Source organism: Paraburkholderia solisilvae, assembly GCF_902859875.1.
GTDB lineage: Bacteria > Pseudomonadota > Gammaproteobacteria > Burkholderiales > Burkholderiaceae > Paraburkholderia > Paraburkholderia solisilvae.
In genome coordinates, this window is the sequence record NZ_CADIKF010000020.1 from 45,566 (window position 1) to 71,382 (window position 25,817).

Genomic DNA, 25,817 nt, shown 5'->3' on the forward strand with positions numbered 1-25,817 from the left:
AAGCGCATGCACATGGTGCGGCACGCATCTCGAATCGAACAAAGGTGTTGCGCGGGAACGGGGTTTGTCCTATAATCTTTTCTTCGACGGACGCGGGGTGGAGCAGTCTGGCAGCTCGTCGGGCTCATAACCCGAAGGTCGTAGGTTCAAATCCTACCCCCGCAACCATAGCTAGGAAGTCAGTTCCAGCAGTCGCGCAAACAAGCAGTCTTTGCATCGTTGTTATCGCATCGTTACTGATTGCATCATGACTCTCGGCGGTACCGCATCAAAAGGCTTGCCTCATTGGCAGGCCTTTTTTGTTTTTGGCTTTTGTTTTTGGCTCGCCCTTCGCTAAAAATCTATTCGCTAAAAATCTTCCAGAACGCAGAACAGCGCGGCGACGCCTGCAACGCTCAACATCAGGCGGTTGGCCAGCAGCAGCGCATCGAGCAGCCAATCCGAGAACACGGACGTTGTGAGAATGCACAACGGGAAGATGCACACGCCATTGAAAATATCCGCGGTTGTCGCCTTGCTGAAAAAGTGCGGGGGCATCGTCGTACTTGACCCCGCACGATGGCGCGCTCGCGACGCACTATGCCGCTTCACTTGCGGCAGTTGATGTCGCTTCACGTAGCGCGCCACCGCCCACGCCCCCGCAATCACAAACGAACACTGGTCGACCCAGTTTCCATCGATCCGTAGTCCGAAAATATCCATAGGCACCGCACGAAAATCTCAAGCGCTCTTAGGCCGTATGAAACATCTTGAGCGAAGCCGCGGTGGCGCCGATGATTGCTCCGATCGGATGCAGATCAACCGACCGATCGATCCAACCAAAAAAGACACTCGCAGTCACGCCGCCGAACAACGCGCAGTTCGCGACAAACCGAAGACGGCGAAAAATGTTTTGCTTTCTCATAACTCTCCCTATGCATTCATCGTCAACCTCACGAGAGTAGCAATCCTAACTCATTGCCTCGCACCGTTCACGCAAATTGTCGCGCGTTAGACGTTCGGCCAGGGTGATCAACGCTGACACCCGCGGCCGCGCATGCTTCATCATCCATTGTCCGTCTTTACAAGCGCCCGCCTGCACTGCCTGCACTGCTTGCACCGCCCGCACCCTGCATGAACGCCCCGCATTCCCGAAATCCGGCCGGGTGATAAACTCCCATCACTCATTCCCGTCCCCGTTTCCATGAAATTCTGTTCTGTCTGCGGCCACGCGGTCAGCGTGAGCATTCCGCCCGGTGACAACCGGGAACGCTTCGTCTGCGCGAACTGCGGCACCGTGCATTATCAGAATCCGCGCAATGTGGTCGGCACCGTTCCCGTCTGGGACGACAAGGTGCTGCTATGCCGCCGCGCGATCGAACCGCGCTACGGCTACTGGACATTGCCCGCGGGTTTCATGGAGATGGGCGAAACCACGTCGGAGGCCGCCGCGCGCGAAACGCTCGAGGAAGCCGGCGCGCGCGTCGAAGTACAGAGCCTTTTTGCGCTCCTGAACGTGCCGCACGTGCATCAGGTGCATCTGTTCTATCTTGCGCGGCTGCTCGACCTCGATATCGCCGCCGGCGAGGAGAGCCTCGAAGTCCGGCTTTTCGACGAAAGCGAGATTCCGTGGGATGACATCTCGTTTCCGACCGTCGGCCAGACCTTGCGTTTCTTTTTCGCCGACCGCACCGCGGGCAGCTTCGGTCTGCACACCGGCGATATTTTCCGCTCGTTACGCGAAGGCTGAACGGCGCACGCATGGTTCCCTGGCTCGGACCCGACGACCCTTTTCCGTCCGTCGAGCGCGCACTCGGTGAAGCGAGCGGCGCGCCGGGCCTGCTCGCCGCAAGCGCCGACCTGCTGCCGTCGCGTCTCATCGATGCGTACCGGCACGGCATCTTCCCGTGGTATTCGGACGGCCAGCCGGTGCTGTGGTGGAGCCCCGACCCACGCATGATCCTGCGCCCGCGCGAATTCAAGGTTTCGCCGTCGTTGCGCAAGACGCTCAAGCGCGTCGTGCGCGAGCACGCATGGGAAGTGCGCGTCGACCACGACTTCGCCGCCGTGATGCGCGCGTGCGCGCAGGCGCCGCGCCGCGGGCAGCGCGGCACGTGGATCACCGCGGATGTGATCGAAGCGTATTCGTCGCTGCATCGGCGCGGCGATGCGCACAGCATCGAGACATGGTGCGACGGCACGCGTGTCGGCGGATTGTATGGCGTGTCGTTTGGCCGGATGTTCTTCGGCGAATCGATGTTCGCGCAAGCGACCGACGCATCGAAGATTGCGCTGGCCGCGCTGGTCGCCCACTTGCAACGGCATGAAATAGAAATGATAGACTGCCAGCAGAATACGTCGCATCTGGCGTCGCTGGGCGGCCGCGAGATCGCGCGCAAGGTGTTCGTCGCGCATGTCCGCGCATCGGTCGATGCTCCGTCCATTCCGTGGCGCTTCGACAAATCGGTACTGCTCGACCTCATCAGCCGCACAACGTAACGCAACTGGAAACGCACTGGCAAACGCCACCGGGAATGCGCCGCGCTGCGCAACCACGGATACGCCGGCGCAAACCGCTGCGAACGCCGCAGTCAATACCGCAACTTGATGCCGTAATAAGTGAGTGCCGCAAGTCAACGCCGCAGTCGCCGCCGCAATCAACGCCGCAGTCAACGCGACGGCGCCGCCGCCCGACGTCAGCACCCGCTCGCAACAGCTGATGCAATGCGACCATCGCGACCCGCCGACGCGGGTTCGCAAGTGATAGAAACGCTTCGAGAGCTGCCAACGTGACTCACCCGAATGAGCTGCCGCTTTCTCCGCTTTCCGCGCTGCAATTCTATGCAACGGCGCCTTACCCTTGCAGCTACCTGGAGGGGCGCATCGCGCGCTCGCAGGTCGCCACGCCCAGCCACCTGATCAATTCGGACGTCTACACCGACCTCGTCAAGGCGGGTTTCCGGCGTTCCGGCGTGTTCACCTACCGGCCTTATTGCGACGGCTGCCGCGCGTGCATCCCGGTGCGCGTGCCGGTCGAGCGCTTCACGCCGAACCGCACGCAGCGGCGCGTCGCGAAGCTGCACGGCGAGCTGGTCGCGAAAGTCACGCCGCTGCACTACGACGAAGATCACTACGCGCTGTATATGCGCTACCAGTCGGCGCGCCACGCGGGCGGCGGGATGGATCGCGACAGCCGCGACCAGTACGAGCAGTTTCTGCTGCAAAGCCGGATCAACTCGCGGCTCGTCGAATTCCGCGAACCCGGGCCGGGCGAAGCCGGCCAACCGGGCACGCTGCGCATGATCAGCATGATCGACATCCTCGGCGACGGGCTTTCGTCGGTCTATACGTTTTTCGATCCGGATCAGCCGCGCAGCAGCTTCGGCACCTACAACATCCTGTGGCAGATCGCGCAGGCGCGCAGCCTGAACCTGCCGTACGTGTATCTCGGCTACTGGATCCGCGAAAGCCCGAAGATGGCGTACAAGTCGAACTATCGCCCGCTGGAAGGGCTCGTCGACGGCAACTGGAAAGTGCTCGACACATCGAACCCGGTCGTCTCGAGCGTCGACGTCGCCACACCCGGCCGTCGCGGCCCGGTTTATCTGTAAGCGCGAGCGCGCGTCCACCCGCAGCGCACCGCCGCTGTCCGCCACGCCGTCAGCGTGCGCCGGTCGCCGTCGCCGCTGCCGCTCCCCGGCTAACCGGCATGCTGAAAGGCCCACATCGCGTTGTCGTAAAATAGTGGGTTCCCATCTTCCGCCCTCACCCGTTCGTGTTCAGTTCCCTTTATCCGCTTGTACGCGCCCAACTCTTTCGCATGGATGCGGAAGACGCTCACCATTTGACCTTGCGCATGCTCGGCGCCGCCGGACGCACCGGCGTCGCGAGCGCGCTCGCCGCGCGCGTGCCCGACGCGCCGCGCACGGTGATGGGTCTCGAATTTCGCAATCCGGTCGGCCTCGCGGCAGGGCTCGACAAGGACGGTGCATGCGTCGACGGGCTGGCCGCGCTCGGCTTCGGCTTTATCGAGGTCGGCACGGTCACGCCGCGTGCGCAACCGGGCAATCCGCGACCGCGCATGTTCCGGCTGCCGCAGGCGAACGCGTTGATCAACCGGATGGGTTTCAACAACGCGGGGGTCGACCAGTTCGTCAGGAACGTGCAAGCCGCGCGTTATCGAGGCGTGCTGGGGCTCAATATCGGCAAGAACGCCGATACGCCGATCGAGCGGGCCGCGGAAGACTACCTGTATTGCCTCGAGCGCGTGTATCCGTTTGCGAGCTACGTGACAATCAACATTTCTTCGCCGAACACGAAGAATCTTCGCCAGTTGCAGGGCGCGGGCGAGCTGGATGCATTGCTCGCGGCACTCAAGGACAAGCAGCGGCGTCTCGCCGACCTGCACGGCAAGCTCGTGCCGCTCGCACTGAAAATCGCGCCCGACCTCGACAGCGAGCAGATCAAGTCGATTGCCGATACCGTGCTGCGTCATCAGATCGAAGGCGTGATCGCGACCAACACCACACTGTCGCGCGACGCGGTGACGGGTCTGCCGCATGCGGACGAAGCCGGAGGCCTGTCGGGCAGGCCGGTATTCGATGCATCCAACGCGGTGATCCGCGCCTTGCGCAGCGAACTGGGCGAAGCCGTGCCGATCATCGGCGTCGGCGGCATCTTTTCCGGCGCCGACGCGTGCGCGAAGATCGCGGCTGGCGCATCGCTCGTGCAGGTCTATACGGGCTTTATCTACCGCGGCCCGGCACTCGTCGCCGAGTGCGCGGATGCACTGGCGCGAGCGCGCGCTGTATAGCGCGGCAATCACGGTGTGACACGGCCGTCGAATGTTCGGTCCCGTCCGGTTGTGCAAACGCGCTATTGTCGCGCATGCCCGGACGGGCGGCCACAGCGGCCGGCGTGGCGGTGCTTCGCGTTACGCCTGCTTGCCGTCGGCGGGAATCACGTTGCCGATCTCCTCGGCCGCGAAGTCGATCAGTTCGCGCGACGCGGCCTCCGCTTGCGCCGCATCGTGACGTTCGATCGCATCGACCACGCGTGCGTGCTTGCGAATCACCTCTTCCCACACGTGCTGATTCGCGTTGACAAGAGGATTCGAAGCCGACAGCGCACCGCGCACGATCGCGGCCATCTGCTGAAAGAACTGATTGCCGCTCGCCACGACGATGCGCGTATGCAGCAGTTCGTCAGCGGCCAGATGGCCGGGATCGTCCGGCCGGATCGTTCGAAAGCTTTCGAACGCGTCACGAATCGCCGCGACATCCACGGCGTTGCCGCGTTGCGCAGCCTGCGCGGACGCGCGAGGTTCGATCAGCATCCGGAACTCGATCACGTCGCGTAAAAACTCCGGATCGGGCTTCGCGCGAAACCGCCAGCTCACCACATCCTCGTCGATCATCCGCCAGTCGCGCATCGGCCTGATGCGCGTGCCGATCTTCGGCCGCACATCGAGCATGTGACGCGCGAGCAGCATCGACAGCGCTTCGCGCATCACGGTGCGGCTCACGTCGAATTCCTTCGACAACACGTCTTGCGGCGGCAACACCGCACCGTATTTCTCTTCGACGATGCCGGTGACGAGGCCGTCCATGACCTTGCTGACGAGCGATCGCTCCTTGGTTCCCTGTTCCATAACTCTCTCCCCGATTCGGCGTTCTGTGCCTGTTGATCACGCGCCCATCAAAGTGTCTTGTAGTCGTACTTATCTCGACACGTTGCTTCCTTCAATACCCATGCGCCAGTTAGGAAACGTCCTAACAGGGTTATCCCTCTTACGAATTGTTTCGTTCGTGCAACGCATGATGAAGCGAAGCACAACCGGCGCGGGCACTCCAAACGCCGAGCTGAAAAATTTGCATTGCCTGGCGTCCCCGAATGCAAACGTCTTGCAGTACCCGCAATCGATTGGAGCAGACGATTGACCGCATATTCTGTGCGAGCGGACACACAGTCAAACGTGATTGCTCGTACAACACACATTAGATGTGAGTTATTTCTCGTAGTGCTCACGCGTTCGGGTGAATTCGATATCGACAACGTTCGATATCGATAGCGCGTGCGTGCGGTGATGTCGATGCGGCCACATGCCCTGAATGATGTGACATGAACATGCACGCGATGCAATGCATCGGATCGCTTATACGAATCCGGTCTGTCGAATGGCCGTTAGAATTTCTTTCGTTATCCTCGCTATCCATGCGAAGAATGAAAGACAGGTGTTAAACACGGGCGTCGACCTGAAAGTGACGCCTTCATTATTCTGTTTAAAGTTGACGATACAAGCTCGACACCGCACGTTCGCTAGCTTTCTGAGCTGCCATTCGATGCGAACAGTGCGCTGCTGAACAGCGAATTCTCGCATGCTGCCGCAGGATCGGCCTCGGATGCGCGTCGCGTCGCGCCGCGCACGGCGCGGGTGTCGGGGACCGGCCAACAGACGGATTTTTTCCGACGCGACAACGCGCATTTGGCCGCCGGTTATGTGGGCCAGCGCACGCAGCCGGTAGAACACAACTGAATCATTTCTGGCACACACCGGTCGGGGGCGAAAATCCGCTTCGCCCGCCAACCGAAGCGGGGGCGGCGCTTCGCCAGGCACCAGGATGAACCCGAATAAATTCAATAATATCAATAACTTGCATCATACAAAATTGAATCTCGCGGGGGTCGGGCGGGCCGAAAACCGTTTTACAGAATTGAAACAAAAACTCACATTTCGGCCGGCGCGCGATCGCGCGAGAGTTCGCTGCACCGCATCAGCGCTCGTTTTGCGCTCGCTTGGCATAGTCCTCGCTAAAAGTGAGGCGCAGCACACATGTACGGACGCCGACGGCGCTTCCAGCCAGATGCGCACCGTATTACGGGGCCGCCCCCGCCACCCTCAACCGCCCGCGAGCGACGTCATACGAGGGACGTGGGGCAGGAATACAACAGAGGCCGCGAGCGGCTTCGATGCGAGGACCGATCATGCTTACCCTTCAATCCGATCTGCACGGCAACCACCTGCTGGGTGCTCTTCCGTCGCACGAGTGGCAGGCGCTGGCGCCCCATCTCGAACTCGTGCATCTGCGCGCCGAGCAACTGCTGTGCGATTCCGCGCAGCGCATTCACCACGTGTACTTCCCGACCACCGCGATCATCTCGATGCTCTCGACGATGGAAGACGGGGGTTCCGTCGAGATTGCCGCGGTCGGTCGTGAAGGGATGACAGGTGTGCCGATCCTGACCGGCGGCGAAACGATGCCGAGCCGCGTGCAGGTGCAATCGGCCGGCTTCGCGTACCGCATGACCGCGCAGTGCCTGAAGCAGCAGTTCGCGCGCTCGGACTTCCTGCGCCGTCTGATGCTGCTCTACATGCACGTGCTGCTCACGCAGGTCGCGCAGACCGCCGCATGCAACCGTCACCACTCGCTGAACCAGCAGTTGTGCCGGTGGCTGCTGATCGAGGTCGACCGCACCACGTCGAACGAGCTGACGGTCACGCAGCAGCTGATTGCCGACATGCTCGGCGTACGCCGCGAAGGGATTACCGAAGCGGCCGGCAAGCTGCATAACGAAGGGCTGATTCATCACAGCCGCGGCCATATCAAGATTGTCGACCGCAAAGGCCTCGAAGCGAAGGCATGCGAATGCTACGGGCTCGTGCGGCGCGAGTTCGACCGTCTGCTGCCGCGTTTGCGTCAGGCCGAAGCCGTGAGCTGAGTCGGCACATGAGGCCGCATGACAAGCCGCCGTACGAGCGGCATGCATGCCGCCACACGGTAACCGGATCAAAAACAAAGACAACAACTGTCTTGACCTTGCCAGGCACAGCGCGCCGCCTGGACGCACACCGCAAGGGTGCGGGCGCGCGGAACGCCCAGCAAGAGCGCTTCTCGCAACAATAGAAGAACGGGGATCGGGCAGGCGGCAGCCGCACAACGGCTGCCGCTCCGCTCGCTGCACAGGTCTGCTTCACGGCACTGCTTCACGGCACTGCTTCACGGCACTGCTTCACAGCCCGCTTCACAGTCCTCCTCACAGTCCTGCTTCGCACAGTCCTTTTCCACAGCACTGTTTCACAAATGAACCGCCAACCCGCGAAGCGCAGCGCGGGACACCGGAACGCACCGGACCGATGGGCCGACTCATGCGCTTTCGTCGCGCGATATCCGAAGCGCCATATCGCACATTTCACCCATCGGCATCAGCACGTATCGCACATCCTCGTCACCCAAATGAATCGCCCGGGCATCGCCGCTCGCCGCGCGCCGATAACGTCTCGCGCGGCATCGTTCGATTCCGAACAGATTGCCTGCCCGATAACGCTTAGCGTGGCGTTCACGGGCAATGCTGCCAGGACGCGTCACGCCGGCACATCGGCCCGATCGGCGCTGCTGCGCGACCGATGTTCGCGTGCCGCATGGGCATCACATCTTGCGCGCCACATCACGCGCGTCGCACCGTGCGCACGACATCGATGCGCACCACGGACGACGCCGCACACCGGCGATACAGGCCATTCGCGGAGGGGAATATGCAAGTACAGGACAGTGTCGGCAGGACCAGCGCAACACACGCCGACGCGCACGCAAGCCGGGACGCTGTTTCAGGCGCGAACGCGGCGCCAGTCCCGCGCGCCATCATCCATATGCCGTCGCCCGAGCGTATCGCCGGTTCGCAGATCAGCGCATTCGCCGCCGCGCTGCAGGCTCGCACCGGCGTCGATTGCAGCGACTACGCGGCGCTGCATGCGTTCTCGGTGCGCGACTATCGCACCTTCTGGCGCTTCTTTATCGAGTGGGCCGAAGGCTTCGACTATACGGGTGACGCCGATCCGGTCTGCGTCGGCGATACCTGCGAGCAGGCGAGCTTCTTTCCGCAACTCCAGCTGAATTTCGCGGACAACCTGCTCGGCACCGACATCGCGCCCGCAAGCGCCCCCGCCCTCACCGCCTGTCACGCGGACGGCCGGCGTGTTCATCTGACGCGCGGCGAGTTGCGCGAGCGCGTCGCGCGTCTGGCCTGCGCGCTCGAGCGGCTCGGCGTGCGCAGCGGCGATCGCGTGGCCGCCGTGATGCGCAACGACGAACAGGCGATCATCACCGCGCTCGCGGTTGCCGCGCTCGGTGCGACACTGTCGACCGCCTCGCCGGAAATGGGCAGCGAAGCGCTGCTCGACCGTTTCGAGCAGTTGTCGCCGCGCCTGCTGTTCGCGCACACGGCAACGCTGCCGTCCGACACCGGCATGCCGCCGGCGGAGAAAGTCGCGAGGCTCGCGGCGGCGATCCGCTCGCTCGACGGCATCGTGAGCCTCGATGACGGCGCGCTGCCAAGCGGCGTGATCCAGCCCGTGCATTCCGTTGCCCGACTGATCGCGAGCGCCGACGCGGCGGATTTCGTCTGGCGCCGCTTTCCGTTCAATCAGCCGCTTTTCATCATGTTTTCATCGGGTACGACCGGCAAGCCGAAGTGCATCGTGCACGGCGCGGGCGGATCGCTCGTCGAGCATCTGAAGGAACATCGGCTGCATGGCGATCTGCGGCCTGGCGACAAAATGTATTTCCACACGTCGTGTGCATGGATGATGTGGAACTGGCAATTGTCGGCGCTTGCGTCCGGCGTCGAGATCGTCACTTACAGCGGTCCGCTCGCGAGCGTCGATACGCTATGGCGTCTCGTCGCCGACGAACACGTGACCGTGTTCGGCACGAGCCCCGCGTACCTGAAGATGTGCAGCGAAGCCGGACTCGAGCCGGCGCGCGCGTTCGATCTGCATGCGCTGCGCGCGATGATGTCGACCGGCGCGGTGCTGTATGACACGCAGTTCGAGTGGGTGCGCGATCACGTCAAACCGTTGCAGTTGCAATCGATTTCCGGCGGCACCGATATTCTCGGCTGCTTCGTGCTAGGCAATCCGAATCTGCCGGTCTTCACCGGCGAAGCGCAATGCAAGTCGCTCGCGCTCGACGTCAACGCGTGGGACAACCAGGCCGGCACGCCGGCGCACGGCGTCGGCGAGCTGGTCTGCACCAACCCGTTCCCATCGCGGCCGCTCGGCTTTTTCGGTGACCCGGACGGCACGCGTTTCCATCAGGCGTATTTCGCCGCGAATCCGGGCATCTGGACGCACGGCGACCTGATCGAATTCTCTGGGCAAGGCAGCGCGCGCCTGCATGGGCGTTCAGACGGCGTGCTCAACGTGCGCGGCGTCAATGTCGGTCCCGGCGAAATTTACCGCGTGTTGGCCGACATCGAAGGCGTGCGCGAAGCGATGGTCGTGCAACAGACCGTGCCGGCCCGCGCCGCGCCGCCGGACGCAGAGCCGCTGCGCCCGGCCGCCGGGCACGACCGGCGCGTCGTGCTGCTCGTCGTGTTGCAGGATGGCGTCACGCTCAACGGCGCGCTGATCGCGCACATGCGCCGCGAACTTGCGCGCCGCGCGTCGCGTGCGCACGTGCCGGACGTCGTGATGCAGGTCGGCGCGCTGCCGGTCACGCACAGCGGCAAGCCGTCGGAGGCCGCCGCGCGCAACGCGGTAAACGGGCTGCCGGTGGGCAATACCGGCGCGTTGCGCAACCCTGAATGTCTCGATGCGATCCGCCACCATCCGGCGCTCGCCGTCATCACGCGCGAATTGCCGCCGCCGGGCGAAACGGTCGAAGATCTCGAATGCTATCTGCGCGCGCTGTGGGAACGCCTGTTCGATCTGAGTCCGATCGGCCGCGACGACAGCTTCTTCGATCTCGGCGGCGACTCGTTGCTCGCCGCCGCAATGATCGCCGAAGTCCAGCAGGCGACCGGCGCAACGATCTCGCTGGCGACGCTGCTTGCCGCGCCGAGCGTCGCGCAGCTGGCTACGCATATTCGCGGCAGCCATGCCGGCGAAATCGCCGCATCGCAGATCGTCCTGCCGCTGCGCGCCGGCACCGGCACACCGGTGTTCTGGATGCATAGCATGGCCGGTTCCGTAATGGAGTGCCTCGCGGTGATCCACGCGCTGCGCACGCCGCGCCCGTTTATCGGCATTCACGCGCGCGGACTGAACGGCGAGGCGCCGCCGCTGCGGGACGTCGCGCAAATGGCCGCGTCGTATATCGTCGAGATGCGCAGCGTGCAGCCGCACGGCCCGTACACGCTGGTCGGCTATTCATTCGGCGGCCTCGTCGCGTACGAGATCGCGCAGCAATTGCATCGCGCGGGCGAACAGGTCGACATGCTGTGTCTCGTCGACAGCTACGTGCACGAACGCTGCCTGCCGTGGGGCGCCTGGCTGCGTTTCCAGCGCGCCTGGGCGCGGCGCCAGTGGCGCACCTTCAGCGGCCTGCCGTTCGCACAGCGCATCGGCTTCGTGAAGCGCAAGCTCCACGGCGCGACCGACAAGATCCGTCTGCGCCTCGGCCATATGGCGCACAAGCCGTTTCCGCAGATCGCGCATTTCCCGCCGGTGCTGATCCGGGTGCGCGAAGCGATGCGCGTGGCGATGACGACCTATCGGCCCGTCGCGTACACAGGCGGTCCGGTGTATTACGTGCGCGCGGCGCTGCTCGACCCCGAGCGCGGCGATCCGCTGCCGCTGTGGCGGCAAGTTGCGAAACGCGGGCTCGCCGTGGTCAACGTCGGGGGCAGCCACACCGATATGATTCTCGAGCCGAATATCGACGTGCTGGCGGCCGCGCTCGACCGGGTGTTCAGTAATGAGATCGCGCCGTCGGGGGCACAGGCGGCATCGGCCGCACTGCGCGCGAAGAGCGGCTACGCGTAGGCGCGGCGGGCGCCGCGACGCCTGGTGCGGCGGCGCCCGATGCAATGACGCCCGATGCAATGCGCTCGACGCAATGACTCCCGATGCAATAGCTCACGAAGCAACGACTCACGAGACAACGGCACAAGAAGCAACGCCGCAAGAAGCAACGCCCCACGCCATGCGTGGGGCCTTGCAAGCCGTACTCTCAAGCGCCACCGCGCGCCGCGTCGACGGCGCGGATCGCCTGCGTGCCGTTGTCTACTCCGTCCGCTCCGCGGCCAGCGGAGCCGCGCCGGCCGGCAAACTCGTGCGCGCGCGTGCATCGAGCGTGCGCCGCGCAAACTTGAACAGCGGCCGGTCGACGAACCGGTAGAACAGACAGCCGGCACAAGTCGCACAGATCACCGCCAGCACCGCGCCGAGCGGCGCGCGAATATCGAAGCCGTGCACGATTTTCGGCAACAGCTTGCGCATCGATTCGACCACGAACGGATGGCTCAGATAGGTCGCGTAACTCGCGTCGCCGATGTAGATCAGCGCGCGCGTCGCGCGATTGTCGCGAATCGACTCCTCGAGGCTCAACGCACACAGCACGAGGCAGAACGACGGCAAGCCGTTGCGCACGAGCGGCGAGCTACCCGGCAGCGCCCACTCGGCGTAGGTCATCAGCACATACATCGCGACCGCGCCCGGCAGCGCGAGCGTCGCCGGCACCCGCGCGCCGCGCTTCCACGCGTACCACGTCGCGATGCCGAGCGGAAATTCGAGCAGACGGTTTTCCGCGAGGAAACGGCCGAGCGCATGACTCGAATGCGCAAGCACCGCGACGACATAAAGCGTGGCGAGCGCGACCGTGATAAACGCGAAGCGGCGCTCACGCATCAGCAGCAGTGCGAGCGCGGTGACGACATAGAACAGGATTTCGTAGTTGAGCGTCCAGCCGACGAACAGCATCGGAAAGATCTGGCCGCTCTCCTTCGTATACGGAATGAAGAACAGCGACTTCAACAGCTCGCCCACATTGGCCGTCGTCGAATTGAAGAGGTCGGGCCGCACGATCGCGCCGAAAAACACCACGAACGTCATCAGCCAGTACAGCGGCACCACGCGCGCCACGCGGCTGACGGCGAATTCGCGCACCGTCATCGTGCCCGGGCTCAACGCGAGCGCGATCACGAAGCCGGACAGCACAAAGAAGATATCGACGCGAAACGCGCCGAACGCCGTGCCGTTCGTGATCATCACGTGATGCACGATGACCGTGGTCGCAGCAACCGCGCGGAGAATTCTCAAGGAGTTGAGCTTACGCATCTGGCACCCATAACGGGACATCGCCGGAGGATTCTAGGCATACGAAATAGCGTTGATCAGACAACATCCGGTGTCGGCACGCCGCGAGCGTGCGCTGCACCAAATACCGCGCGCCGTTGTCCGTCGATGCCTGGCGATTGGCCGACATCGCCGTGCCGCCGCGGCCAGTATTGACGTGCCAGCTGTCCGGACCCGCGATGCGGCGGGCGCAGCTTGCGTGATGAGGATGATGAAAAATACCGGCGATTTCAGCCATATGCGGGGCGTGCACCATGAATCCACGGCAGATGAACGTCAGCATGCTCGCGGCCGAGCGTCATGCTTATGCACCCTATATCGACGGGCTGCGCGCCATCGCGGTGCTCGCGGTGATCGCCTATCACCTGCATCCGCAGTGGCTGCCCGGCGGGCTCGCGGGCGTCGATATCTTCTTCGTCATTTCCGGCTTCGTCGTCAGCGCGTCGGTCGGCGCGCTGAGCTCGGTCAGCCTGTCGCGCTTCGTGCTGTACTTCTATGCGCGCCGCGTGCAGCGCATCGCACCGGCGCTGATCGTCTGCCTCGTCGCCACCGCGCTCGCGTCGGTGCTGTTCATTCCATCCGCGTGGCTGAGCGACACCAACTCGAAAACCGGTCTCTTCGCGTTCTTCGGCCTCAGCAATCTCGTGCTCGCGAAGACCGGCAACGACTATTTTTCGCCGCGCGTCGAGTTCAATCCGTATATGCATACGTGGTCGCTCGGTGTCGAAGAACAGTTCTATCTGATCTTCCCGGTGCTGTTCTTTCTGTGGGTCAGCAAGGCGCCGCGTCGCAAGCTGACGCTCGTGCTGTTCGGCGCCGGCTTTGCCGCATCGCTCGTGTGTGCGAAATGGCTGGCAGTCGGTCATGAAACGCTCGCGTTCTACCTGATCTTCAGCCGCTTCTGGGAACTCGCGGCCGGCGTGATGCTGTATCAGGCGCTGGTGCTGTGCGGGCGCCCGTTCGGCGTCGCCGAACGCGGCGCCACGTGGGTCACGTCGAGCGCCGCGCTGCTGTCGCTCGGCCTCGTCGCGGTCGGCCTTGCACTGTCGGCGCCGAACACGTTTCCGTTTCCCGGCGCGCTGCTGCCGGTGGCCGGCACGCTCGGCCTGCTCGGCTTTCTCCATGGGCGGCGCACCGAAGGCATGCTGCATCGCGTGCTCGCGTCGCGCGGCGTCGTGTTTATCGGCAGGATTTCGTACTCGCTGTATCTCTGGCACTGGCCGGTGATCGTGCTGCTGCGCTGGACCACCGGCATCGATACCGCGCTGGAAAAAACAGTCGCCGCCGTGCTCACGTTCGCGCTCGCCAGCGCGTCGTATTACTTCGTCGAGAATCCGGTGCGCCGCTCGCCGCGCTTGCGGCAGTGGCCGCGCCCGGCGGTCATCGGTTCCGGATTCGGCGTGATCGTACTCGGCGCGGCGCTCACCTTCGGCCTCTATCAGCAGCAGCCGCGGCTGTCGCTGAGCGTCGTTTCGCATCAGGCCGACGACTGGTACCCGTACGGCGCGCTCAACCAGCGCTATGCGGGCTGCAGCGAAAAGTGGGACACCCGCAAGCTCGATGACGGCCCGGTGTGGACCTATTCGCGGGTCGGCTGCAATGTGCCGGCGCGCTACGCGTCGCGTCTGTTCGTGATCGGCGATTCGCACGCGATGGCCTATAGCCTGATGTTCCGCGAACTCGCGTTGCAAACCGGCGTCGAGGTGCTGTCCTATAACAACGGCGGTTGCGCGTTTATCGGCTTTCTGCCGGTCGATCGCGCGGACGCGACGCGCTGCAAGGCGTACGACGACGACGCGTTTGCTGAAATTCTCGAGAAGGTGCGGCCAGGCGACGTCGTGTTCCTGCCGTCGCTCAGGCTGCCGCGCTTTTCCGACCAGTTCGCGCGTTTCGACGATCGCGCCGCGCACGATGCGATGTTCAGCGGCGCGTCGCTCGCGGAGCGCCGTGCGCGCGAACAGGAAGCGATCCAGCTGCTGCACAAGCTGACCGCACGCGGCGCGAAGGTGGTGCTCGAAGCGCCGGAGCCGGTCTTCCGGACGCCGGCCTTCCGCTGTGCGGACTGGTTCAATCGCGACAATCCGATCTGCACGCCCGGCGGACAGGTGCCGCGCGCGGACGTGGAAGCGTATCGCGCGCCGGTGCTCGATTCGTATGCGCGCATCGCGCAGGCGGTGCCGTCGGTCAGCGTGTGGGACCCCTTGCCGGTGCTGTGCCCGGACGACGTCTGCTCGATGCATACGGGCGGCGTGCCGCTCTTCTTCGACGGCGACCATATCAGCGGTTATGCGAACCGCCTGCTCGCGCCGCACTTCCAGAAATTCATCGTCACGCTGATGGACGCGCCGCGCACGTAGGCCGCGTAGGCCGTATCCGATGAACGGGCCACGGCGCGCGTGAGTGCGCCGTGGCGCATCACATCCGCGCTCAGGTTCCCGACACAATGCAACGCAAAAAAACGCGGCGCCAGGCAGCGCCGCGTTGCATCGAGCTAATCGATCGAGCTAACCGATCGGACTAACCGGTCGGACTAACCGGTCGGACTAACTGAGGATCAGTTGAAGGTATCGTCACCGGCGATCAACCGGTCGCGCACCAGCGAGCGCCAGCCGTCATAACGCGCGGTCGGTGCGCCGACAAAATCCGGCTCGTCGCGCTTCACATGCAACTGATCGGAATACGCGCCGTACTCGGACGTATGCTGCTGGCGCCGGGCTTCCGCCTGCAGCTTGTCGTCGAGGTCCGCGAGAAACTTGAAGTGCAGCAGCGCGCTCGTGATCGCGCCACCTGCGCGCGACGCCGGCTGATTCAGGCGCGCGGGCCACAATTGATGCGACGACTTCAGAAACGCGTACGGCTTCTTCCAGTACACGAGCGGCGTCTTGTTCAGTGCCGGACCGTCCCACACGTCCTTGAAGAAAATACGTCCGCGCACCCCGCCCTTCGTCCATGTCGTGCGCGAGCGCGGATCGAAGCGCGTCTGATAGCCGTACGCGTCGTATAACGGACAGACGCTTGCCGGATCTTCGCCGGGCAGGCACGCGTTGTCGCGAGTGCGATTGCCGCTATACATGTCGAGCATCAGGCTGTTCATCGAACGTTGGCCGTGCGTTGCGAGGTGGTCGGTCAGCGCCGCAATGCCGCGCGTATCGTGATGCGGGTACACAAAGAACTCGTCCGCGTCGACGTAAAGAATCCACTTGCCGCTGCAATAACGCGACAGCACGGTATTGATCCAGTCGTTGCCGAAACGCGATTGCTTGTACGAACCGTGCGCGGCGAACAGCGACACGCCGGGCTCGCCGGCGAGCAGCTCGCGCAGGCCGTCGGTGGAATCGTTGTCGAGCACGATAAACTGCTCGAAGCCGAGCGCTTTGTAATAACGCAGAAAAAACGCCATCCGGTGCGCTTCGTTATGCACCGTCATGATCAGCACATGCGACGCGGCCGGCAGGCCCGGCGCGATGCGCACCGCGCGGACTTCGCGCGCCTTTGCGATGCGCCGGATATGCGCCTTCGAAAATTCGACCGCGTTATAGAGCAGAAAGGACAAGCGTCCCGCTCGCTCGCCGCGCTGCCCCGCCTTCGGCAAAGCGGCGGCAGCGGGCTGCGGCAGGTGCATCGGCGTGGTCTGGTCTTGCGTTGTCATGTGAGAAACCCCGAGCGGTTTTCCGTTTACGGCGAGCACTGAACGCCGCACAACCGGCAACAGCCAGAGCCGGCCAACCTGCGCGCGTCGTTTTGCATGCCAAACGATACTAGCATCGAACCCTTCAGACGAGACGTCAGCATCCCGTACTTTTACGCCTGCAATGTGCCCTGCCGATCGTAGTCGCCCCGCCTGTGTGCGAACGCACGCGCACCGCCCGGCGCCATGCGCCGAATGGCCGATGGCGCCGGGATTTGGGCCGAAGCGGAAGGCCGCGGCTACCTAGAATGCCTGACAAGCGTCGGTCCGCATCGTGCCATGCGGACCGGTTCAGCGCCGCTGATCATGGTCCCGGTAAGGTCAAGACAGCGGCGCGGCGCAACCGGACAGATCCGGCGCCGATTCGGAGGAGATTGCGATGGCTCGCAAAGGCATCATTCTGGCGGGGGGCTCGGGCACGCGTTTGTACCCGATCACGCATGCGGTATCGAAGCAGCTGATTCCCGTCTACGACAAGCCGATGATTTACTACCCGCTGTCGACGCTGATGCTCGCCGGAATCCGCGACGTGCTCATTATCTCCACCCCGCAGGACACGCCGCGCTTCGCGACGCTGCTGCGCGACGGCCATCAGTGGGGCATGAATATCCAGTACGCGATACAGCCGTCGCCGGACGGTCTCGCGCAGGCCTTCCTGATCGGCCGGCGCTTTATCGGCCGCTCGCCGTCGACGCTGATCCTCGGCGACAACATCTTCTACGGCCACGACCTGCCGACGCGCCTCGCGCGCGCGAGCGCCGCGAAGCATGGCGCAACCGTGTTCGCGTATCACGTGAGCGACCCGGAGCGCTATGGCGTCGTCGAATTCGACAGCCGGCAGCGCGCGCTGTCGATTGAGGAAAAGCCCACCCGCCCGCGCTCGAACTACGCGGTGACCGGTCTTTACTTTTACGATAACGACGTGTGCGACATCGCGGCAGGCATCGCGCCTTCCGCGCGCGGCGAGCTCGAGATCACCGACGTCAACGCGTGCTACCTGCAAGCGGGACGCCTCGACGTCGAGATCATGGGCCGCGGCAATGCATGGCTCGACACCGGCACGCACGACTCATTGCTCGACGCGGCGATGTTTATCGCGACACTGCAAAAACGCCAGGGCCTGATCGTATCGAGCCCGGAGGAAGTCGCCTACCGGCAGGGCTGGATCGACGCGCAACAACTGCACAGGCTCGCCACGCCGCTCGTCAAGAGCGGCTACGGCAACTACCTGCTCGGCATTCTCGACGACCAGCCAGGCGAGCCGCTCGACGCCCAACCGGCCGTTCTGCGCGACATGCACGTGATCGACGCGTTGAGCCGGCATAGCGACGCGCTCCAGACGTAACGCATTACCCGGCAGCCGCCACGCGGAGGCGGCCGCCGCCAGACATGCACCCGGTGCAGACGACACCATCCGCGCATTCAAATAATGATGTAGCAAGGACAAAGCGAACATGACGACATCCGTATCGGTCGCGATGGCGACCTGCAACGGCATGCGGTATCTGGCTGCGCAGCTGGAAAGTCTTGCGCATCAGACCTGGCTGCCCGCCGAACTGGTCGTCACCGACGACGCCTCGACCGACGAGACCGTACAGATCGTCGAAGCCTTTGCCCGCGTCGCGCCCTTTCCGGTGCGGCTGCATATCAACCCGAAACGGCTCGGTTATCGCGCGAACTTCATGAAGGCCGCGCAGCTATGCCAGGCCGACGTGATCGCGTTCTGCGACCAGGACGACGTCTGGGTCGAAGACAAGCTCGCGGTCTGCATCGACCGGCTGGTGAATACCGACGCGGTGCTGATTTATCACAACGCGATCGTCACCGACAGCGAGCTGCTCGAAATCGATACGCTCGCGCGCGACGCGCTGCCCGCCGCGTACAATCCGGCGCTCACCGTCGGTCCGCTCGCGTATGGACTCGGCTTCACGCTGTTGTTGCGCCGGCAACTGATGGTATTCATGCCGCTATGGCCACGCTCGCTCGATTTCCATGACCCCACGAATCGCGAAGGCCACGACCAGTGGTTCTTCTTTCTCGCGAACGTGTTCGGTTCGATCGTCTATATCGATACGCCGCTCGCGCGCTACCGCCGTCATGCGGCAGCCGCGACCCACACGCGCTGGGCAGGCGCGTCGTGGATCACACGCGGACTGCCGTACCTGTTCGAGAACCTGCATCACTGGCGCAATTTCGCGGACGGCTGTGCGCGCCGCGCCGAACTGCTGCGCGAGGTCGCCGCGAGCTACCCGCCGCACTACGCGGCGGCGGCGCTTGCCGGCGCCGCGCGTTTCGATGCGTATGCGCAGCTTTACGTCGACCGGCTCGACCTGTACAACGCACCGACGCTGGTCGAACGGTTCACGATCTTCTTTCGCATCAAGGCCAACGGCGGTTACCGCAATGGCGACGTGTGGGCAAAAGGCAGCCGCAGCGCGCTCAAGGATCTGCTCGTCGGCGTGTTCGCGCTCGGCAGTTTGCGCAAGCGTTTCCTGCCGGCTGGCGAAGATCTCACGCTCGGCGGAAACTGAGGTGGCTGTCCGGCCGCCCGTCACGCTCCCCCTCATTGCGCGCCCTGCGCACCCTGTGCGCCAGCCTCGACGCGACGGCTTCGCGCGCCCCGGCATGCGTAGCAGATCAGCGCGATCACCAGCACTTCGGTGAGCACCACCGAGATCGCCGTGCCCGTCGCGCCGAATTCTTTCACGAGAATCAGCGACTGCACGAAGTGGAACGCCGCGGCGATGCCGTAGATGCGCTTGAGCGGCCGCACTTCACCTTGCGCGATCAGGCTGAGCTGCATCAGCACCGTCGCGATGCTGACCACCACCGGCAGGAAGATCAGCGCCTTGAGCACCGGCACGGCCGGCAGGAATTTCACACCGAACGCCAGCACGACCAGCTTCTCGCCGCCGACGAACACCGCGAGAATCGCGCATGCGTTGAGCAGCAATACCGTCATCACGACCTTTCTGATGATGTCGTCCGCCTCCTTGCCGCGGTTCTCCGAATGAAGCTTGCAGATGCGCGGGAACATGGTCTGGATCAGCGGCCCGAAAAACTGCTTGATCGGGCTCACGATCTTGTCGGCCATCACGAAGTAGCCGACCGCATCGTTGCCGGTCAGGAACTTCAGGATGATCGCATTCAGGTAGGTGTACATAAATGCGAACGCGGAACCCGAAAACACGTGGAACGCCTCGAGCGACTGCTGCCACAGGTCTTCGCGCGTGATCTTCTGCCACGACGTCAGCATGCCCGCGCAGTGCGCGATCGCGGTCAGAATCAGTCCTGACGCGAGCAGCGGCGCAAAAAAGCACACCGCGGTCGCGAGATAATCGGCCGGCGACTTCACGATAAAGAACAGCGCGGTCAGGCTGACGATACGCGTCGCGAGCGTGATCACCGCCATCAGCGGTATTTTCTCGAGCCCCTGGAACAACCATACCGGGCTTAACACGGTGCCCGCGAGCGACAGCAGGCTGATCAGAATGATGCCCTTGACATCCTGCAGCGCCGGCACGAACTCGACGGACGCGAGCACGATCAGCGCGCAGAGCAGCGCAATACAGCTCTTCGAAATGGTGACGATCCAGTAGAGACGCGTGAGCATCTCGCGGTCGCCGCGGTGAATCGATATTTTCCGCGCCGCGGTCAGATCGAAGCCGAAGTCGGTCACCGTGATAAAGAACTGCATAAAGGCAACCGCGAAGCTCACCTGACCGAAGTGGTCCGGGCCGAGCGTGCGCGACAGGTAAGGCAGCGCAATCAGCGGAACCAGGTAGCCGCATGCCTGTATCACGTACAGTGCGGCCGTGTCTCTTTTGACCGACAAGGGAGCCTCGCTTCAATAAAAGGAACTGCGTTCGTCGTCGGCGAGCGTGCCGCTCACCACCGCGTCGAAAAACTGCCGGTAATGCCGGCAGCACGCGAGCCAGCCGAACTCGCGCATCGCGAGTTCGCGCTTGTCCTGCCGCGCGGCGCCCTGCCAGTTGCGCTGCGCATAACGGACAAGCTCCGGCAACTGCTCGATGCGATCGAACAGCAGCACGTTGTCGAACTTTTTCGCCGCCCACACCATAAACGGCGTCGCGCGCGCAATCAGCATCGGCACCCGGCCGATCGCTTCGAAGAATGCGCCGCTGACGAGCATCGAGTCCGCGACGTGCGGCAAGACCAGCACGTCGGTGCGGCTGATGCGCTGCTCGAATTCCTGATCGGACAGAAAGCGCGCATCGATCGTCACCGTGTCGTTCAGTGCGCGTCGATCCATCACATCGTGCAGTGTCTTCACATAGTCGGCGCTGCCGTTGCCGGCGATCTCCAGCTTGCATTCTTCGGGCCAGACATCGAGCACCGCCGCCAGATCCTTATACGGGCGGATCGTGCCGAGCATCGCAAAGAGCGGCGGCGAATCGGCAGAAGCAGCGCCGTCGTCGTGCGCGCGCGGCGTCGCTTCGTAGCCGGGCACGTCCCAATACAGCGGATGCGGCAGATAGCGCGCACGGTACTTGCCCTCGAAGGTCGGCGCATGCACGACCCGCGCATCGGCGAGTCCGCGCACGAAGGCCATCAATTTCATCGACATGCGCCGTATCAGGCCCACTGTGTCGTGCACCGCATGGTCATGCACGAAATACACGACCTTCGCACGGCCGATGCAAATGACGAGGCAATAGAACGCGAACACCAGGCAGCCCACCGGCGACAGCAGCGTACGCGTGCCTTTGCGCCGGAACGGCCGCAACTCGAGCCAGTGGAACACCAGCACGGTTTTCGTGCTGAACAGATGCGCAAACCCGCCGCGCAACAGGCCGCGCGCGGACAGCGGCTCGACGTCGTAGCCGACCTGCGTCAGCACGCGCTTGACGATGTCGATATACGGATTGGTGGTATTGGTGAATGGCGAGAACAGCACGCGCACACGTTGCGCGGCGCCGGCGGCCTTGACCGCCGCGGCACCCGCGGATGCGTCCATCACGCGCGCCTGCGCGGTGCGGCGTTGCGCGCCCGCGCCTGACGCGTCATCCGGTGCGATATCGAGCATGGCTGCCTCCACTGCGCTTCCCCGTCCCGCGCGCGCCGACCGTGATCGTCGCACGCGCGCTATAGTTTTGTGCCGCCTGTGATATCTGCGTCGCGTCCGCTCACGCGCACGCAACGCAGACTGGATGAACCCGCCCTGCCCGTATCACGCCGCCTTGGCATCCACCGCGCACGACAGAATGATTTCGATAATGCGCTCCTGCTCGACCGCTTCGAGCATCGTGTACATCGGCAGGCACAGCACCTGCGACGACACTTCGCTCGCCACCGGCAGGTTCTCGCGCGCCGCGGACGGCAGATCGCGATACGTGACGAATTCGCTGATCAGCGGATAGAAGTACCGCCGCACCGCGATATGGCGCGCGCGGAACTGCTCGAACAGCGCATCGCGGCTCAGCGGAAACTCCGGCGTCACGCGAATCGGAAAATACGCATGATTGCGCGTGTTGTGACTCTCGATCTGATGCAATTTCAATCCGCGCACCTGACCGAGCGCGTCGCGATAGCGGCGGTCGATGCGCGCGCGCGCGGCAAGCGCATAGTCGACGTGCTTCAACTGCAGCATGCCGAACGCGGCCTGCACCTCGTTCATCTTGCCGTTCAGGCCGGCCGCGCCAACCGTCAATTCATCGACAATGCCGAAGTTCTTCAGCCGGTCGATGCGCCGCTTCGTTTCGATGTCGCGGCATACGATCGCACCGCCCTCGAACGTATGAAAAATCTTCGTGCCGTGAAAGCTCAGAATCGACATGTCGCCTGCGCGCAGGATCGACTGGCCGTTGCGCTGTACGCCGAACGCGTGCGCCGCGTCGTACAGCACGCGCAGACCGTGCTTCGCCGCGATCTGTTCGATCGCCTCGATTTCGCACGGGTTGCCGTAGACGTGCACCGGCAGGATCGCGGTGGTTTGCGGCGTGATGGCCGCCTCGATTTTCGCTGGATCAAGATTCATACTGACCGGGTCGATATCGGCGAACACCGGCTTGATGCCGTTCCAGTGCAGCGCATGGGTGGTCGCCACGAACGAGAACGGCGTCGTGATCACTTCACCCTTGATATCGAGTGCCTGCAGCGCGGTCATCAACGCGATCGTGCCGTTCGAAAAGAGGCACACGTGCTCGACACCCAGATGCTCGCAAAGCGCCTGTTCGAGCTGGTGATGAAACGGACCGTCGTTGGTCACCCACTTGTTGCTCCAGATCTGCTCCAGATAAGGGGTGAACTCCGCCAGCGGCGGGAGGTACGGTTGGGTCACCGGCACAAAGCTAGCTTTCTGGTTGTCCATAAGGATGCTCGCACGTTTGGTCTGCTCGAATCGCTACCCGCGCCGTGACGTCGCTTGCGCCGCGAAACCCCTCCGCCTGGCGACACAATGCTTGCCTTACGCTTCTGACTTACTGTACGTAAGCCAGTACTCCTGAATCCGCCTAAATCACGGTCGATTCGGCCATGCGGGGACACGGCCTTGTTCATGCGGTGCGGGCTGCTGCGTCACGACGGCCGTCGTGCGCGGCACCGCGGCAGCGTCACGCGTCGCACCGTGCGTTGCCGCACTCGCGTTTCCTGCGGCGCCTTTCATGCCCGCTACGCCATGCGCCGGTTTGCCCGTGCCGAGGCCTGCATACGCGCGAGGCACGGCTATCGCACGGCGCCGCGGCGCCGCCTTGACACGCTGCCCGGCCGATAACGCGAGGCCCGCTGCGGCAGCGGCAAACAGATAAAAGCAGGCGCCCAGCTCGAACACCGTGCCCGACACCGACGCGACGATCAGCACGCCGAGCATTCCTTGCCGCGACGCGTAGCACACCGCACGATCGGCCGGCGGATGCGCGGTCGAGATCGGTGAGAGCACCGAACGCGCGACGAACAGCCCGAAGCAGGTGGTGCCGAGCACGCCGAGGTTGGACAGCGTCACGAGCAGGAAACTCGACGCGCGCGAGCTGCCGACGCCGACGCCCATGCCGAACGTATCGATAAAGTTTTTGATCGCCTGCATGTTCCACGCGGTGCGCTCGACGCCGGAATCGCTGTCCGCTTTTGCGAGCAGCGTCTGGCTGAAGAAGTCGCTGATCACGTCGATCAGGCTCGGTTTGAACGTCACCGCGAAGATCACCGCCAGCACGCCGACGGATGACAGCACGATGCACAGGCGCCGCTTGCGCGCGCGGCTGTCGGGCGCGATGCGCTCCGAGCGGCCGAGGAACAGCACGAACAGATAGGCGACGAAACCGACATAGGCGGTCGCCGAGGTCGACATGATCAGCGCGACCCCGGACCCGATGCTGAGCAGTCCGGTAATCTTCGGCCGGTAACCGAGCAGCCACAGGTTCGCGGTGAACGCAAAAAGCGGCAGCGTGAAGTACGAAAACGCGGCCGACTCCGCAAACGTGCCGGTAATGCGTTTGAGACCGGCGAGCTCCTCGCCGTCATGCAACGTATAGCCGGCGGTTTTCACCGCGCTGAGAATATCGAGGCTCGTGCCATACGTCGCGAGATCGATGACGGCCGCGCACACGTTGAGCGCGGCGAGCAGCAGCACGGCCTTCGCGAAATGCTGGTAGCCCTCGCGGCGCGTGAGAAACACCGACATGCAGCAATACAACACCAGTTCGCCGACCACATAGACCGACTGGCTCAGATTGCCGGACACCGGCGCGAGCGGCACCATCGCCGCCGCATTCGGGTCCGTGCCTGCGCGGTCGATCGCAAACACGTAGGTGGTGCCGGCCAGCGCGCGCGGCAGGAACATCGCGCCGAGCGCCGCGACCGCGCACACACAGACGAGCCAGAAACCCGGCCGCCCGGGTGAAATCGCGCGCAGCAGCATCGGCCCGCCGCCGATATTGAACGCGCGCAGCGCGAAAAACAGCAGAAACAGATTGACCGGCACAATCGCGAGGCCGCCGAGCGCCGGAAACGCCACCGTCGCCGCCGCGGAAAAAAGGCTGCACAGCACGAGGAAATAGATCGCCCACTGGTAGCGCAAATTCAGCGACAGCACGCCCAGTGCAAACACGATCACGCCGAACACCTGAATTTCCATATCGCTCTACCCTCGTGCGTGGTTCGATGCCGGTGCGACGATCAGCGGCGGCCGCCGCGCGAAGCGAGGCCGATTTCGAGAATGCGTTGCGGATGGCTGCTGCCGCGCAGATAGTCGACAAACGCGAGCACATTGCCCTTGAGCCGGCCGCGATAGTCGAAGATCGGGTCGCGCTGCAGGCTGTGATAAACGTTCGACAGCAGATGGCGGGTGATGAACACATACGCTTTCTTGCGCGCCATCGTGTTCTTCTTCACGAGGAAGATCGGATTCGCGATTTGCGAGTAGCCGAAGCGCACGCCGGAGATGCGGCCGTTCTTCACGCCCAGATGCACGCCGCGGCAAGCGGGCTCATACACGAATTCGCCAAGCACGAGCGCCTGCGACGTGTAGTCCTGATCTTCCTGCCAGCCGTACAGCGGCAGCGCTTCATCGAACCGGCAACTGCGAATCACCCGTTCGACGAACGCCATGTTGCAGCCGTACGCGGAATTCAGCGGCCGCCGCGCCTCGCCCGACGCCCAGTGCTCCTGCGGCGCAAGCTCGCCCGACAGATAACGCAGCGCGTTCGCCTCGGAAACGCCCTGGCCGCGCACGCCATCGGCGAGCACCTGCCCGGTCATGCCGATCACGCCGGGCTCCGCGCTGAACAACGCGTCGCACTGCTGCAGCCACGCGCGATGCGGACGGAAGTCGTCGTCGAAAAACGCGGCGAACCACGGTTCCTCGCGACCTTCGCGCGCGAGATCGCGCAGCAATTCGGCCACGCCCGCGTTTCTTTGCACGGTGAGGCCCGGCCCCTTCGCCAGCAGCAGCTTCACGCATGCCTGCGCGCCAAGCGGGTGAGCGGCGACATCGGGCAGATCGGATGCTTCCGCGCCGACCACGTACACGGCATCCGGGCGGACGTCCTGCTCGAACAGGAAATCGAACAGCGTCGCGGTTTCGACCGCGCGCCCTTTGGTCGCGATGATCACGTACTTTTTCAT

The 25,817-nt window shown here is 63.8% G+C and carries 19 protein-coding genes, 1 tRNA gene and 1 pseudogene; 11 read left to right on the forward strand and 10 right to left on the reverse strand.

Going from position 1 to position 25,817, the window contains the following annotated elements; genetic code table 11:
- The first annotated feature begins 91 nt into the window (after positions 1-91).
- Positions 92-168: transfer RNA gene (locus HV675_RS14300), tRNA-Met, on the forward strand.
- A 117-nt stretch (positions 169-285) separates the two neighbouring features.
- A complete protein-coding gene (locus tag HV675_RS14305) occupies positions 286-549 on the forward strand; it encodes a hypothetical protein (RefSeq protein WP_175111572.1) in 264 nt (87 codons plus the stop codon).
- 181 nt (positions 550-730) lie between these two features.
- Here the strand turns inward: HV675_RS14305 and HV675_RS14310 are convergent, their stop codons facing one another.
- Complete coding sequence (locus tag HV675_RS14310; RefSeq protein WP_175111573.1) at positions 731-904, reverse strand: hypothetical protein; 174 nt, start codon at positions 902-904, stop codon at positions 731-733.
- Between the two features lie 279 nt (positions 905-1,183).
- Here HV675_RS14310 and HV675_RS14315 point away from each other — a divergent pair, with 279 nt between their 5' ends.
- From HV675_RS14315 to HV675_RS14330, 4 genes are all read left to right on the forward strand, one after another.
- A complete protein-coding gene (locus tag HV675_RS14315) occupies positions 1,184-1,729 on the forward strand; it encodes an NUDIX hydrolase (protein WP_175111574.1) in 546 nt (181 codons plus the stop codon).
- Between the two features lie 11 nt (positions 1,730-1,740).
- Positions 1,741-2,478 (forward strand): leucyl/phenylalanyl-tRNA--protein transferase, encoded by a 738-nt coding sequence (gene aat / locus HV675_RS14320; RefSeq protein ID WP_175111575.1) that lies wholly within the window; start codon positions 1,741-1,743, stop codon positions 2,476-2,478.
- Positions 2,479-2,768: 290 nt separating this feature from the next.
- Positions 2,769-3,590 (forward strand): arginyltransferase, encoded by an 822-nt coding sequence (locus tag HV675_RS14325; RefSeq protein ID WP_175111576.1) that lies wholly within the window; start codon positions 2,769-2,771, stop codon positions 3,588-3,590.
- Between the two features lie 164 nt (positions 3,591-3,754).
- Positions 3,755-4,792 (forward strand): quinone-dependent dihydroorotate dehydrogenase, encoded by a 1,038-nt coding sequence (locus HV675_RS14330; protein ID WP_175111577.1) that lies wholly within the window; start codon positions 3,755-3,757, stop codon positions 4,790-4,792.
- Between the two features lie 120 nt (positions 4,793-4,912).
- Here HV675_RS14330 and HV675_RS14335 read toward each other — a convergent pair whose 3' ends face one another.
- The gene (locus HV675_RS14335) at positions 4,913-5,629 is read right to left on the reverse strand and encodes a FadR/GntR family transcriptional regulator (protein ID WP_175111578.1); all 717 of its coding nucleotides are present in this window, start codon (positions 5,627-5,629) and stop codon (positions 4,913-4,915) included.
- 1,334 nt (positions 5,630-6,963) lie between these two features.
- Here HV675_RS14335 and HV675_RS14340 point away from each other — a divergent pair.
- A complete protein-coding gene (locus HV675_RS14340; RefSeq protein WP_175111579.1) occupies positions 6,964-7,698 on the forward strand; it encodes a Crp/Fnr family transcriptional regulator in 735 nt (244 codons plus the stop codon).
- A gap of 928 nt (positions 7,699-8,626) precedes the next feature.
- Positions 8,627-11,740, forward strand: a complete 3,114-nt coding sequence (locus HV675_RS14345; RefSeq protein WP_175111625.1) for an acetoacetate--CoA ligase — start codon at positions 8,627-8,629, stop codon at positions 11,738-11,740.
- Positions 11,741-11,980: 240 nt separating this feature from the next.
- On the opposite strand, the gene HV675_RS14350 is transcribed toward HV675_RS14345, so the two are convergent.
- Both HV675_RS14350 and HV675_RS14355 read right to left on the reverse strand, forming a co-directional pair.
- Positions 11,981-13,015 (reverse strand): acyltransferase family protein, encoded by a 1,035-nt coding sequence (locus tag HV675_RS14350; RefSeq protein WP_246270262.1) that lies wholly within the window; start codon positions 13,013-13,015, stop codon positions 11,981-11,983.
- Positions 13,016-13,025: 10 nt separating this feature from the next.
- The gene (locus HV675_RS14355; protein WP_175111581.1) at positions 13,026-13,334 is read right to left on the reverse strand and encodes a hypothetical protein; all 309 of its coding nucleotides are present in this window, start codon (positions 13,332-13,334) and stop codon (positions 13,026-13,028) included.
- Here HV675_RS14355 and HV675_RS14360 point away from each other — a divergent pair.
- Positions 13,321-15,408 carry an acyltransferase family protein gene (locus HV675_RS14360; protein ID WP_246270263.1) on the forward strand — a complete coding sequence of 696 codons (2,088 nt, stop codon included), beginning with the start codon at positions 13,321-13,323 and terminating at the stop codon, positions 15,406-15,408. The genes HV675_RS14355 and HV675_RS14360 overlap by 14 nt on opposite strands.
- 197 nt (positions 15,409-15,605) lie before the next feature.
- On the opposite strand, the gene HV675_RS14365 is transcribed toward HV675_RS14360, so the two are convergent.
- The gene (locus HV675_RS14365) at positions 15,606-16,700 is read right to left on the reverse strand and encodes a glycosyltransferase family 2 protein (protein ID WP_175111583.1); all 1,095 of its coding nucleotides are present in this window, start codon (positions 16,698-16,700) and stop codon (positions 15,606-15,608) included.
- Between the two features lie 418 nt (positions 16,701-17,118).
- Here HV675_RS14365 and rfbA point away from each other — a divergent pair.
- Positions 17,119-18,003 (forward strand): annotated as a pseudogene (gene rfbA, locus HV675_RS14370) (glucose-1-phosphate thymidylyltransferase RfbA); the annotation flags it as partial.
- A 190-nt stretch (positions 18,004-18,193) separates the two neighbouring features.
- Positions 18,194-19,270, forward strand: a complete 1,077-nt coding sequence (locus HV675_RS14375; RefSeq protein WP_175111585.1) for a glycosyltransferase — start codon at positions 18,194-18,196, stop codon at positions 19,268-19,270.
- A gap of 32 nt (positions 19,271-19,302) precedes the next feature.
- Here HV675_RS14375 and HV675_RS14380 read toward each other — a convergent pair whose 3' ends face one another.
- The 5 genes from HV675_RS14380 to HV675_RS14400 form a co-directional block, all read right to left on the reverse strand.
- Positions 19,303-20,574 (reverse strand): flippase, encoded by a 1,272-nt coding sequence (locus tag HV675_RS14380; protein ID WP_175111586.1) that lies wholly within the window; start codon positions 20,572-20,574, stop codon positions 19,303-19,305.
- Positions 20,575-20,586: 12 nt separating this feature from the next.
- A complete protein-coding gene (locus tag HV675_RS14385) occupies positions 20,587-21,786 on the reverse strand; it encodes a glycosyltransferase family protein (RefSeq protein ID WP_246270264.1) in 1,200 nt (399 codons plus the stop codon).
- A gap of 144 nt (positions 21,787-21,930) precedes the next feature.
- Complete coding sequence (locus HV675_RS14390) at positions 21,931-23,070, reverse strand: DegT/DnrJ/EryC1/StrS family aminotransferase (protein ID WP_175111587.1); 1,140 nt, start codon at positions 23,068-23,070, stop codon at positions 21,931-21,933.
- Positions 23,071-23,217: 147 nt separating this feature from the next.
- Positions 23,218-24,828 (reverse strand): O-antigen ligase family protein, encoded by a 1,611-nt coding sequence (locus tag HV675_RS14395; protein ID WP_175111588.1) that lies wholly within the window; start codon positions 24,826-24,828, stop codon positions 23,218-23,220.
- A gap of 41 nt (positions 24,829-24,869) precedes the next feature.
- Entirely contained in the window at positions 24,870-25,817 is a 948-nt protein-coding gene (locus tag HV675_RS14400; RefSeq protein ID WP_175111589.1) for a glycosyltransferase family 2 protein, read from the reverse strand.